11 protein-coding genes are annotated in these 12,791 nt (G+C 55.4%); 6 read left to right on the forward strand and 5 right to left on the reverse strand.

Annotated elements, in window-relative coordinates:
* The first annotated feature begins 60 nt into the window (after positions 1 to 60).
* Both AC27FC_RS03715 and AC27FC_RS03720 read left to right on the forward strand, forming a co-directional pair.
* Positions 61 to 1,659, forward strand: coding sequence for an ABC transporter substrate-binding protein (locus AC27FC_RS03715; protein ID WP_196354310.1), 1,599 nt, complete (start codon positions 61 to 63; stop codon positions 1,657 to 1,659).
* Between the two features lie 56 nt (positions 1,660 to 1,715).
* Positions 1,716 to 1,949, forward strand: coding sequence for a YdcY family protein (locus tag AC27FC_RS03720; RefSeq protein ID WP_048977274.1), 234 nt, complete (start codon positions 1,716 to 1,718; stop codon positions 1,947 to 1,949).
* Positions 1,950 to 1,952: 3 nt separating this feature from the next.
* On the opposite strand, the gene AC27FC_RS03725 is transcribed toward AC27FC_RS03720, so the two are convergent.
* Complete coding sequence (locus tag AC27FC_RS03725; protein ID WP_032656841.1) at positions 1,953 to 2,402, reverse strand: DMT family transporter; 450 nt, start codon at positions 2,400 to 2,402, stop codon at positions 1,953 to 1,955.
* Entirely contained in the window at positions 2,399 to 2,917 is a 519-nt protein-coding gene (locus AC27FC_RS03730) for a GNAT family N-acetyltransferase (RefSeq protein ID WP_094934981.1), read from the reverse strand. Before AC27FC_RS03730 ends, AC27FC_RS03725 begins: the two co-directional genes overlap by 4 nt.
* 148 nt (positions 2,918 to 3,065) lie before the next feature.
* Between AC27FC_RS03730 and AC27FC_RS03735 the strand changes: the two genes are divergently transcribed.
* The 3 genes from AC27FC_RS03735 (at position 3,066) to AC27FC_RS03745 (ending at position 5,671) form a co-directional block, all read left to right on the forward strand.
* Positions 3,066 to 3,641: a helix-turn-helix domain-containing protein gene (locus AC27FC_RS03735; RefSeq protein ID WP_023311983.1), complete on the forward strand. Its 576-nt coding sequence runs from the start codon at positions 3,066 to 3,068 to the stop codon at positions 3,639 to 3,641.
* A gap of 65 nt (positions 3,642 to 3,706) precedes the next feature.
* Positions 3,707 to 4,747, forward strand: a complete 1,041-nt coding sequence (locus AC27FC_RS03740; protein ID WP_094934982.1) for an NADP-dependent oxidoreductase — start codon at positions 3,707 to 3,709, stop codon at positions 4,745 to 4,747.
* Positions 4,748 to 5,002: 255 nt separating this feature from the next.
* Positions 5,003 to 5,671, forward strand: a complete 669-nt coding sequence (locus AC27FC_RS03745; RefSeq protein WP_023311981.1) for a GntR family transcriptional regulator — start codon at positions 5,003 to 5,005, stop codon at positions 5,669 to 5,671.
* 119 nt (positions 5,672 to 5,790) lie between these two features.
* Here AC27FC_RS03745 and pqqU read toward each other — a convergent pair whose 3' ends face one another.
* Positions 5,791 to 7,905 (reverse strand): TonB-dependent receptor PqqU, encoded by a 2,115-nt coding sequence (gene pqqU, locus AC27FC_RS03750; protein ID WP_196354311.1) that lies wholly within the window; start codon positions 7,903 to 7,905, stop codon positions 5,791 to 5,793.
* Positions 7,906 to 8,146: 241 nt separating this feature from the next.
* Here pqqU and yncE point away from each other — a divergent pair, with 241 nt between their 5' ends.
* A complete protein-coding gene (gene yncE / locus AC27FC_RS03755) occupies positions 8,147 to 9,208 on the forward strand; it encodes a 7-bladed beta-propeller protein YncE (protein WP_094934984.1) in 1,062 nt (353 codons plus the stop codon).
* A 49-nt stretch (positions 9,209 to 9,257) separates the two neighbouring features.
* Here yncE and ansP read toward each other — a convergent pair whose 3' ends face one another.
* Positions 9,258 to 10,754, reverse strand: coding sequence for an L-asparagine permease (ansP, locus tag AC27FC_RS03760; RefSeq protein ID WP_023311978.1), 1,497 nt, complete (start codon positions 10,752 to 10,754; stop codon positions 9,258 to 9,260).
* A 434-nt stretch (positions 10,755 to 11,188) separates the two neighbouring features.
* Positions 11,189 to 12,724, reverse strand: coding sequence for a methyl-accepting chemotaxis protein (locus AC27FC_RS03765; protein ID WP_039262861.1), 1,536 nt, complete (start codon positions 12,722 to 12,724; stop codon positions 11,189 to 11,191).
* Positions 12,725 to 12,791: the final 67 nt, after the last annotated feature.

Here is a 12,791-nt window from a genome sequence, read left to right on the forward strand (position 1 = left end):
GGTCATATCGCCTGTGCTGTTATTACTGTCTTATATAATAAAACTGTCAGGGTTATAACCATGTCTACAGGGAAAACACTGCTCGCTCTTGCGCTGAGCGCGCTGTTACCAGCCGGTGCCGCATGGGCGGCGAACAACGACACCCTTATTTACTGCTCTGAAGCGTCCCCCGAGTCCTTCAACCCGCAAATCGCCAGCTCTGGCCCGTCTTTTGTGGCCAGCTCTCAGGTACTGTACAATCGCCTGATCAATTTTGACCCGGTGAAAAACACCCCGGTCCCGTCGCTGGCGGAGTCCTGGACGATTTCGCCGGACGGCAAGACCTATACCTTTGCCCTGCGCAAAGGGGTGAAGTTCAACAGCAATAAATACTTCAAACCGACGCGCGACTTTAACGCCGATGACGTTATTTTCTCGGTTCTGCGTCAGAAAGACCCTAAACACCCGTATCACAACGTGTCGCAGGGCAACTACGAATATTTTAACGACGTCGGGCTCGATAAGCTGATTCAGGACGTGAAAAAGGTCGACGACTATCACGTTCAGTTCACCCTCAGCGAGCCTAACGCCGCGTTTCTGGCCGACTGGGGGATGGATTTCGCCTCGATTCTCTCCGCCGAATACGCCGACGCGATGCTGAAAAAAGGCACGCCTGAAAACGTAGACACCTGGCCGATTGGTACCGGGCCTTATGTCCTGCAGCAGTACAAGGTGGATTCGCTGATCCGCTATGTTGCTAACCCGAACTACTGGGAAGGCAACGTACCGACGAAACATCTCATCTTCTCCATCACGCCAAACGTGGAAACCCGCCTGGCGAAGCTGCAGACCAACGAGTGCCAGATCATTCCTGCACCGTCCCCGGTTCAGTTTGACGCCATCAAGAACAACAAAGAACTGACGCTGCACTCGGTCGATGCGCTAAACGTCGGCTATCTGGCGTTTAACACCGAGAAAAAACCGTTTGATAACGTGCTGGTGCGCCAGGCGCTTAACTACGCGACCGACAAGAAGGCTATCGTCAATGCGGTCTTTATGGGTTCCGGTACGGTGGCAAAATCGCCGATCCCGCCAAATATGCTGGGCTTTAATAAAGACCTGAAGGACTACAGCTACGATCCTGAAAAAGCGAAAGCGCTGCTGAAGCAGGCGGGGCTGGAGAAGGGGGCGGAAGTCACGCTGTGGTCAATGCCGGTTCAGCGTCCGTATAACCCGAACTCGCGCCGTATCGCGGAGATGATCCAGAGCGACTGGGCGAAAGTCGGCGTGAAGGCCAAAATTGTCTCTTACGAGTGGGGCGAATATCTCTCCGGAATGCGTAAAGGCGAACATGACTCCGCGCTGTTTGGCTGGATGTCCGATAACGGCGACCCGGACAACTTTGCCGACGTGCTGCTGGGCTGCAACAGCATTAAAACCGGATCAAACGCCGCGCGCTGGTGTGATAAGAGTTATGATGATCTGGTGCAAAAAGCGAAGCTGACCAGCAGCCCGGCGGAGCGCGCGAAACTCTACGGCCAGGCGCAGGAGATCTTCTACCAGCAGGCGCCGTGGATCGCACTGGCAAACGGGAAAACGTTCTATGCGACCCGCAGCAACGTGACCGGATACAGCGTGAGCCTGATGGGCAGCGATTTCTCTAAGGCGAAGCTGAACTAAGCGTTTTATTGCCCGGTAAGGCGTAGCCGCCACCGGGCACATAACAAGGAGTGACAATGTCACATTTAAGCGAAGTTACCGCCCGAGTGGATGCCGCCATTGAAGAGGGCGTCATCACCCATATGAATGAACTGCTGATCGAATTAAGCGATGATGCAGAGCTCAGCCGTGAAGAACGTTACACCCAGCAGCAGCGTCTGCGTACCGCGATTTCGCACCACGGTAAGCAGCATAAAGAGGAGTTGGACGCGCGTGAGGAACAGCTGACCAAAGGCGGCACCATACTGTAACGTTCAAAACTGGCGTCGCGCCACCAGCCAGGCCCCGACGACCAGCATCACCGCGCCGCACACCGGGCCAATCAGGGCGCGCAGCGGAATGCCGTTGCTCCTCAGCACGTCCATCACCAGTCCGCCAATCAGCTGGCTTGCTACCAGCACGGCGATAGTCGTCGCCGCGCCAACGTTCTGATACCCGCTGATGCTGGCAAACACGAAAAACGACCCCAGCAGTCCCGGGATAAGCGTCCACCAGCGTACCGTTGCGGCCAGCTCGCTGAATCCGGCGACGCCCTGTTTCAGCAGCAGAATGCTGACAAACAGCACAATGCCGACCAGGGAGTTCAGCAGCATCGCGATAAGGATCGTGGAGGAGGACTGGGTGATACGCACCATTAAGGTATTTTGCACCACCAGACCAATTCCCGCCGCCACCAGAAACGCCAGCGTCAGTGATTGATTCATGGGATGGCGTCCGGATCGCTGCGCTCGTCCAGCTGCAGCTGCATAAAGGTTAAGTCCAGCCAGCGGCCAAACTTGGTTCCCACCTGCGGCATCTGCCCCGTGGTGACAAAACCAAGCGTTTCGTGGAGATGAATCGAGGCATGGTTTTGCGCTTCAATACCGGCCACCATCACGTGTTTGCCGATGGCGCGGGCCTCGTTAATCAGCGCGATCATCAGCGTGCGGCCAATGCCTTTTCCCTGATGGTCCGGGTGGACGTAGACCGAATGCTCAACCGTATGACGGAAACCGTCGAAGGCGCGCCAGTCACCGAAAGAGGCGTAACCGGTGATAACGCCGTCTTCCTCACTCACCAGAACCGGGTAACCCGCGAGCGTGCGCGCCTCAAACCAGGCGATTCGGTTATCGGTATCGACGGTTTTATCGTTCCAGATCGCGGCAGTATGCAGCACCGCGTGGTTGTAGATTTTTCCTATCGCGACGCAGTCTTCCTTGCAGGCATGACGAACGATCATGATTAACCCTCTGTGTGTTGTTTACTATAGTATTACGTTATTCCTACGATATTACACAATCGTATCTCCCGATCGCTACGGCATAAGCCATATTTTTTTGTTATCAAAAGCCCATTGAAATGCCGTTCATACACTATAGTATGACGTCATGAACACCATAACAGACACAATGAATCAACGGATTAGCGCAAGAATTCGCCTTGAACGCGAGTCTCGCGGATGGTCCCTGAGCGAGCTTGCTGACCGGGCCGGGGTCTCGCGCGCGATGATCCACAAGATAGAACGCGGAGACAGCAGCCCGACAGCCACCTTGCTGGCCCGTCTGTCCGGCGCGTTTGGTATCAGCATGTCCACGCTCATTGCCCGGGCCGAAATGCAGGAGGGCAAGCTGCTGCGCCTTGCCAACCAGCCCGTCTGGCGCGACCCACAGACGCACTACCTCCGCCGCCATGTTTCTCCCCGCACCGATCTGCCCATCGACCTTGTTCAGGTTGAATTGCCCGCGGGCAGCGATGTTCCGATGCCTGCCTCTTCTTACGCGCTGGCACGTCAGCTTATCTGGCTTCAGTCCGGCGAGCTGGTGTTTCAGGAGGGCGATACGCGCCACGAAATGCACGCCGGAGACTGTCTCGAGCTGGGGCCGCCAAATGACTGCCGGTTCATCAACGAAACGAATGAAACCTGCATCTATCTGGTCGTACGGCTTAACCAGTCTGCCTCGTAATGCTAATGCGATAACGCCGATCGTGAGCCAGGCTGTAATGACATTTGTACCAGAAGGAGATCCCGATGAATCAACCTGTTTCGCAAAATCGCCGCTGGGTACTGGCCTCCCGTCCTCAGGGTGCGCCGGTGGCGGAAAATTTTCGTCTCGAAGCGCAGCCTGTTCCCGCCCCGGCTGAGGGACAGCTTTTGCTGCGCACCGTCTGGCTGTCGCTGGACCCGTACATGCGGGGGCGCATGAGCGATGCACCATCCTATTCACCACCGGTTGAGCTGGGCGCGGTGATGGTGGGGGGAACGGTCAGCCGCGTTGAGCAGTCGAATCATCCCGACTTCAAAGCCGGGGAGTGGGTGCTGGGCTACAGCGGCTGGCAGGAATATGAACTCTCGGACGGCAGCGGCCTGGTGAAGCTGGGCGAAAATCCGTCACATCCTTCCTGGGCGCTGGGTATTCTGGGTATGCCGGGCTTTACCGCCTATATGGGATTGCTGGATATCGGGCAGCCAAAAGCGGGCGAAACGCTGGTGGTCGCCGCGGCGACAGGCCCGGTTGGCGCGACCGTCGGGCAGATCGGTAAAATCAAAGGTTGCCGGGTGGTCGGCGTCGCCGGCGGGGCTGAAAAATGCCGCCATGCCGTTGAGGTCCTCGGGTTTGACCTGTGTCTGGATCATCACGCGGCCGACTTTGCCGAACAGCTGAAACGCGCCTGCCCGAACGGGATTGACGTCTATTATGAAAACGTCGGCGGGAAAGTATTTGACGCCGTGCTGCCGTTACTGAATACCTCCGCGCGCGTGCCGGTGTGCGGCCTGGTGAGCGGCTACAATGCGACGGGCCTGCCCGAGGGGCCGGATCGCCTGCCGCTCCTGATGGCGACCATCCTGAAGAAACGCATTCGTATGCAGGGCTTTATCATCGGCCAGGATTACGGTCACCGCATTAAGGAGTTCCAGGAAGCAATGGGACGCTGGGTGCAGGAGGGCAAAATTCACTATCGTGAACAGATAACGGACGGGCTGGAGAACGCGCCCGAGGCGCTGATTGGCCTGCTCGAAGGGCGTAACTTCGGCAAAGTCGTGATTCGCGTCGCGAGTGACAATAAATAAACAGCACTATGGCGGGGTTTCCCGCCATATTTATTTGTGAAGATACGATATATTGTCTTTAATTAATGGACATGGCATTTCGCGCCCGCATCCCGGACGGGCCCGAAACCAATAAAAAAAACAAACTTTGCTTTTTTGATGTTTTTACGTACTTCCCACCACCAGGCATGACGATACAGGATATATCGGACCAGCGTCGTTTTATTAAAACTGGCGTTTAAAAATAGCATTAAGTTTTAGCTACAGGAATTGAACATGCTTGATTTGGACCACTTAGAAAAAGCCCAAAGGGTCAGTCTTACCATGCAAGTTGAACACAGTTTGAAAGGAGCGTTAATTACAGGCTCACTCAAACCTGGGGCACGACTGATTACGAAAGAGATTGCCGATAAATTAGGAACCAGTATTACCCCTGTTCGCGAGGCGCTTTTGCGCCTGGTGTCATCAGGGGCGTTACACGCCACGCCGGCGCAGGCATTTCTGGTTCCGGAGGTCACGCTGGAGCGCTATAACGAGATTAACGCTATCCGCAAGCAGCTTGAGCCGATGGCGGTCGCCGCGGCCTGTCAGAATATGTCTGATAGCAAACTGGAGGCGTTGCGCAAATTGTCGGATGCCTTTCATGAGGCCATGCGCAACGGGAACGTCCAGCAGGCATTGCATGCGAATCGCGTCTTCCGGTTTACGCTTTATCAGTATGCGGAAATGCCTACGCTTAATGCATTAATTGAGCAGCTGTGGGTGCGCATCGGGCCCTGTATGAACTATCTGCATCAGGAGCTTAACGACATCAAAGCCTCGACGTATCACTATGACGAACTGCTTTCCGCCCTGGAGCGAAGAGATGTTGTTGCCTGCCAGAAGGCGATTGATAAGGTGATTGATGAAGCGAATTTGCTTTTACAGCGACAATATTTTAACTAAGAGATTATTTAGCAGAGCGACTATATTTCGCCCCTAATTATTTATCTGGTGAATAACTCCTGATGGTTTATTGCCATCAGGAGCGTTATTTCATTAATTAAATAAACTTTTCTTATCGCTTACTCGAAGCGATAAGAGACCGACAGCCCGACCCCGTAGTTACGGCCTGGTGCAGGCTCGTAATAACGACCGTTAGACTCGTTGACAATAACCGAGCCCACGTACTCTTTATCGAACAGGTTATCGACGCGGCCAAAGACGTCCATGCCCCAGCTGCCGTAGTTGAATTTATACCCGGTGTTCAGCCCGACCACCGTATACGACGGCGCTTTCGCCGTATTCTCGTCGTCGGCCATGATATCGCTCATGTAGCGCACGTCTGAACCCGCGTACCAGCCTTCCTCCGGCTGCCAGCCAAACGAGGCGTAACCCATGTTGCGGGCAATGCCCGGCATACGGTTACCGTTACAGTCTGCATCGCTGCAGACGTTAGTCCGGTAGGTGGCATCCAGGTAAGTCCATGCCATCTTCAGCTTCCAGTTCTCGGCAAACTGCTGGTCGAGGGAGACTTCCACCCCCTGACGACGGGTTTTACCGGCATTTTTATAGCTGGTACGCCCGCCAGAGCTGGCATCCACCACGATCTCATCATCCGTATCGGTGCGGAACAGCGCCGCGGTCAGCAGGCCATTGCCGATGCGGGTTTTGCTGCCCACTTCATACGTGTTGTTGGTGGACGGCTGCAGGTCGATGTTCAGGCCGCCCTGGTTATCGGCACGATAGGAAAGCTCGTTGATGGTTGGCGTTTCGAATCCACGCCCTGCGGCAGCGTAGAGGTTCCATGCGTCCGTCACCGCATACTTCACGGAACCGGCCGGAAGCCACTTGTGATAGCTCGCGTCACCGCTGTCATCGCCGTTGCCCGGCGTAACGTAATGGTCGTTGGAATCAAACCAGACCGAGCTGTAGCGCACTCCCGCATCCACCGAGAGTTTCTTCGTCAGCTGCCAGCTGGTTTGCAGGTAAGGGTCAACGTTCCACATCAGGTTACGTTCGTTTCGACGCTTATCACCCTTCACGCCGTAATCCGGCACGCCGTTGTTCATCACGAAGTTCTCGTATCCGCGACGATCTTCGCTCAGGTTTTCGTAGTTCAGGCCGGTGGTAAATGTTACCGGCACCAGCAGCTCGCCGCGGTGCGTCCAGCGGGTATCCACGCCCTGATAGTGTCGCTGCATATCGATCACGCCGCCGGAGTGGGAGGCTTTCAGCTGCGGCTGATACGGAATCGACTGGTACTGCGTCATTTCACGCTCGCCGGCGTACATCATCACGCTGAGATCGTCCTGGGTGCTAAGCTGACGATCGTAGCGCAGACCGGCCTGGGTCTGCTTGATGGTCTTGCGGGTGTTGTACTGATCGCCGCGCGGAGACTGACGCGGATTGTTCTGCCATTCCTGATAGCTCAGCCCGCCCGGATCGTTGGCCTTCATGTCCACGCTGTTAAAAATCAGCGTCAGCTTACTGACGTCATCAATGCGCACGCCCAGTTTGGCGTTAGCGAGGTTTTTGCGCGCGCCGCTGTGGTCGCGGTAGCCTTTGGTGGTGAAGCGGGTGGTGGAAACGGTGTAATCCACATCGCCCGCGTGGGTGCCGTCACCCATCGCGCCGGTGGCTTTCATGCCGTAGCGCCAGGTACCGTAGCTGCCGTAATAGCTGCTGGCTTCAATGGTCGGCGGCTGCTGCCCGGTCTGGGTGTTGATGTTAATCACGCCGCCGGAGGCGTTGCCGTAAAGGGCAGAGAAGGGGCCGCGCAGCACTTCAACGCTCTCCACGCTGGAGAGATCGATGTTAGAGGTCTGGCCCTGTCCGTCCGGCATGGTGGCAGGGATACCGTCGACATACATACGGATACCGCGCACGCCAAACGTTGAGCGGGCACCAAACCCACGCATTGAAAGCTGGAGATCCTGGGCATAGTTCTGGCGGTTCTGAATTTGCAGTCCCGGGACGCTGCCAAGAGATTCAGACAGGTTGATGCGCGGCGCGGCGTGGCGCATGTCATCGCCATTGACGACGCTGACCGCGGCCGGGGTATCCAGTTCCGATACGGTTTGCGGCGTGGCGCTGACGATCATGGTCTGTTCCTCCGCGCTCATTGCGGTTAGCGGCGCGAAAATAACGGGAACCAGCAGCAGCGGGAGAGAAGCCTTACGGGCAGAAATGATTTTCATGAATAAAACCGGTTGTGGTGTATAAACGAACCAAATGGAACATGTCCATACATGTTAAAGGTTTTGTAAATGTTTTGAAAACTATAACCGCACATTGCGTTAATGAAAGGCGAGACGCGAAAGAAAAACTCCACATTCAGTTCATTAATGATTACTATTCTCATTATCAAAAGGCAATGCCATGACGTTGCCTGCCGGAAGTGATGTCAGCCCAACCCCTCTTTTCAGAAAAGGAATTGTTATGTCTTTACGTCATCTGTGCTCGCCGCGTCTGAGCCTGTCACTGCTGTCTGCCACTTTACTGCTTGCCGGGACGTTCCAGGTGCATGCCGCCGAAGAGGTGCTGCGTAAAGCGGTGGGCAAAGGGGCGTATGAAATGGCGGTTAGCCAGCAGGAGAATGCGCTGTGGGTGGCGACCTCGCAAAGCCGCAAAACCGATAAGGGCGGAGTTATCTATCGCCTTGATCCGGTCACGCTGGACGTGACGCAGGCGATTCACAGCGATCTCAAACCCTTTGGCGCCACGCTCGACGGCGCGACGCAAACCCTGTGGTTTGGCAACACCATCAACGGCGCTGTGACGGCCATCGATGCGAAAACGGGCGACGTGAAAGGGCGTCTGGTGCTTGATAATCGCCAGCGCAGTGAAACCGTGAAACCGTTGCAGCCGCGCCAGCTGGTGGCGGATGATGCGAGCAACACGATTTACATCACCGGTGTCGGCAAAGAGAGCGTGATTTGGGTGGTGGATGGCGCCACGCTGAAGCTGAAAGAGACCATTGCCAATACCGGTACGTACAGCACCGGTCTGGCGCTGGATGCGCAGGCAAAACGTCTGTACACCACGAATGCGGACGGCGAGCTGGTAACCATTGATACGGCCACCAATACAATCCTGAGCCGCAAAAAGGTGCAGGATGACGGTAAAGAGCACTTCTACCTGAACCTCAGCCTCGATACCGCCGGCCAGCGCGCGTTCCTGACCGATTCAAAACAGCCGGAAGTGCTGGTGGTGAACCTGAAAGACGGCAGCGTGATCGAGAAAATCGCCGCACCTGAATCACTGGCCGTCCTGTTTAACCCGGCCAGCAATGAAGCCTATGTGACGCACCGTGAAGCCGGTAAGGTGAGCGTGATTGACGCGAAAACGTATAAGGTCACAAAAACCTTCGACACGCCGGTCTACCCGAACAGCCTGGCGCTCTCTGCCGATGGCAAAACCCTGTACGTGACGGTGAAACAAAAATCGACTCGCCAGCAGGAAGCCACCCAGCCTGACGACGTCATTCGTATCGCGCTGTAAATAAAAAAAGGGAAGGCATTTGCCTTCCCTTTTTGATGCTTACGGACGCTTAACGCGAGGTTTCTTCCACCAGCGGTGCGTCGTGTTTTTCATCGTCGTGATGAACCGGCGCGGTGCTGTGAATTTCGTGAACGCGCTTACGCACGCCAAACCAGCCGGCAATCAGCAGTACCGCCAGCAGCGGAATGGTCGCAATGGTGTAAGTACCGTTCGGGTAGTCAAACGCCATCAGCACCAGCACGCTGAACAGGAACAGCAGGGTGAGCCAGGAGGTCACCGGTGCGCCCGGCATCTTGAAGCTCACATCAGCCGCTTTGCCTTCTTTGATCGCTTTGCGCAGACGCATCTGGCAGACCACAATAAAGGCCCAGGAGGCGATAATCCCCAGTGCAGCCACGTTCAGAACGATCTCAAATACGCGGGACGGCACAAGATAGTTCAGGAACACGCCAAAAACGTAAACCACCAGCGTTGCCAGAATCCCCGCATAGGGAACCTGCTGCTTGCTCATCTTTGACATGAACTTCGGCGCAGAACCGCCCATCGACATGGAGCGCAGGATACGACCGGTAGAGTAAAGACCGGAGTTCAGGCTGGAGAGCGCCGCGGTCAGGACCACGATGTTCATGATGCTGCCAACGTAAGGCACGCCGAGCTTAGAGAAGAAGGTCACAAACGGACTCTGACCTGCCTGATAGGCAGTCCACGGGAGCAGCAGAACCAGCAGCACCACGGAACCGACGTAGAACAGACCGATACGCCAGATCACGCTGTTAATGGCTTTTGGCACCATGGTCTGCGGATCTTTACATTCACCTGCTGCGGTACCCACCAGTTCGATGGAGGCGAAGGCGAACACCACGCCCTGAACCAGGACCAGCGCAGGCAGCAGACCGTGCGGGAAGAATCCGCCGTTATCGGTTATCAGATGGAAGCCGGTGGCATTGCCGTCCAGCGGCTTGCCGCTGCCGAGGAAGACGGTACCCACGACCAGGAACACCACGATGGCCAGCACTTTTACCAGCGCAAACCAGAACTCCATCTCCGCGAACCACTTCACGCCGATCATGTTCATGGTGCCGACAATCGCCAGCGCGCCAAGCGCAAAGACCCACTGCGGCACATCGCCAAACGCGCCCCAGTAGTGCATATACAGCGCAACGGCGGTGATATCGACAATACCGGTCATCGCCCAGTTGACGAAGTACATCCAGCCTGCAACGTAGGCCGCTTTTTCACCGAGGAATTCACGGGCGTAAGAGACGAAGCTTCCGCTGGAAGGGCGATGCAGTACCAGTTCGCCCAGCGCACGAAGAATGAAGAAAGAGAAGATCCCGCACACCAGATAGACCAGGGCGAGAGCCGGGCCAGCCATTTGCAGACGCGCACCCGCACCTAAAAACAGACCCGTTCCGATAGCGCCGCCGATGGCGATCATTTGAACCTGACGGTTGCCCATCGCTTTGTGGTAGCCCTCTTCGTGGGAGTTCAACCAGCGACGTTTAGCAGCATGATGATCGGCTGCGCTTTTATTGCTTGTTTTCATTGAGTTACCTGTTTGCCTGTCTGAACCATTATCGTGATAGTCCTGCCTGGCAGAGCGCAATACAAACGATTGCTTCTGCGCAAACACATGTCGCCTTCCCAGTCATTCTGCGTATGGATAAGGCGAAACATGGCGAGGCATCCTACCTGCAATTCATAAGCGACGCAAAATATAACCGTGCCGAAAGTGATGCACGTCGAAGGAAATCGTGTGGTCAGAGCAGACGGCGATCACAACACGCTGAATCGTGATGAGTTTTTAGACAAAACAGTTGGCGGGTTGATTATTTAATCATCAGAATCTCTTAATTATTACCAAGTGGTAAAGATTTTAACTGTTGCAGAGCATCCGCCTGTAACCTGAAAGCGGTAACAGGCTGACGACGGCTCTGCGATAACGCACAAAAATGGCCTCAGACTTCAAAACCCCAGCGGCTAACCGCCAAAAACGGCAATCGCCTGCTGCAGGCGCGTGGTGCGCTGCGTCAGGTGATTCGCCGCGTGAGTGACGTTATCCACCATCCCCGTATTGTTGTGGGTCATTGCGCCGATACGGGAGATGGAGGCGTTGATGAGCGTCAGCGCCTGGGTTTGCTCCTGCGTGGCGTGGCCGATCTCCTTAATCAGGGAGGAGACCCGCAGCACGTTGTCGATCATAACCGTCAGCTGCGTTTCGGTTTGTTCTACCTTCTCCACGCCAGCGTTGACGCTGGCGACGTTTTTCTCAATCAGCGCTTTGATCTCTTTCGCCGCCGTCGCGGAGTGCTGCGCAAGGTTGCGCACCTCGGCCGCCACCACGGCAAAACCGCGCCCGGCTTCACCTGCGCGCGCCGCTTCCACGGCAGCATTCAGCGCAAGAATATTGGTCTGGAAGGCGATACGATCGATAACGCTGATAATATCGACGATCTGGCTGTTATCCTGCGACACGGATTGCATCATACCGATGGTCTCTTTCATCATCGCTTCACCGCGGTGGGCGCTGTCGCGGGTGCGATCCGCCATCTCAGTGGCTTCTTTCGCTGTTTCTGCCGTCTGCTCCACCGCGCTGGCGATCTCTTCTACCGCCGACGCGGTTTGCTGCAGAAAGTCTGCGGTCTCTTCTGAACGCGTCTGCAGCGCCGCACCTTCTTTCGCGACCTGCTGGCTGATGGTGCCAATCCCGCTGATTTGCGCCCCGACGTCGTCAACCAGCGAATTGAGGTTCAAGCCTGATTGATTTACCAGACGCATCATTAGCCCGATGTCGTCGATCCTGTCAAAATGGTAATAGTCTGTTTTACGTCCTGAAACCACGCGCTGCATCTGTTGCACAATAGATTTTACCGGGCGGGCGATCTGCGCATGAAGATAATAGGTCAGGGCAATAAACAGCAGCGCCAGACTTCCCGACTGCACAAGTTTATCAGGGAATAAATACACCGCCAGGCAGGAGAGTAACGCCGTCGTCGCAATACCCAGATGGATACGTTTACTGGTGCTGAGACATTTAAAGAGCGACATAAACGAAAATAAACCGCGCCGAACCAGTAACCCTTTATAAAAGCGGTAATGTTTTAATTCGTTATTACGCACTTTTGCATACAGTTTTTCACTGGCCGCAATCTCTTCCCGTGCGGGTATATTTCGCACGGAAATATACCCCGTCAGGGATCCACCCTGCCAGACCGGCGTCACGTTAGCCCGCACCCAGTAGTGGTCGCCATTATGACGACGGTTCTTCACCAGCCCCGTCCAGGTCTCACCCTGCTGCAGGGTATACCACATGTCGCCAAACGCTTCGGCAGGCATGTCGGGATGGCGGATGAGGTTATGCGGCTCACCCAGAAGATGTTCTTCTTTATATCCGCTGGCTTCAATAAAAGCGGAATTAGCATAGGTAATATGGCTTTTGGTATCGGTGGTCGACATTAACGTCGAACCATCGTTAAGTAAATACTCGTTTTGTGTAACGGGACTGTTACGCCTCATGAGTAACTCCATGATGATGTGCAAGAATAAAAAATGCCCGGAAAATGCTCCGGCAAGAGTAATGTGA

It is taken from the genome of Enterobacter sp. C3_dUdeg (assembly GCF_057536195.1).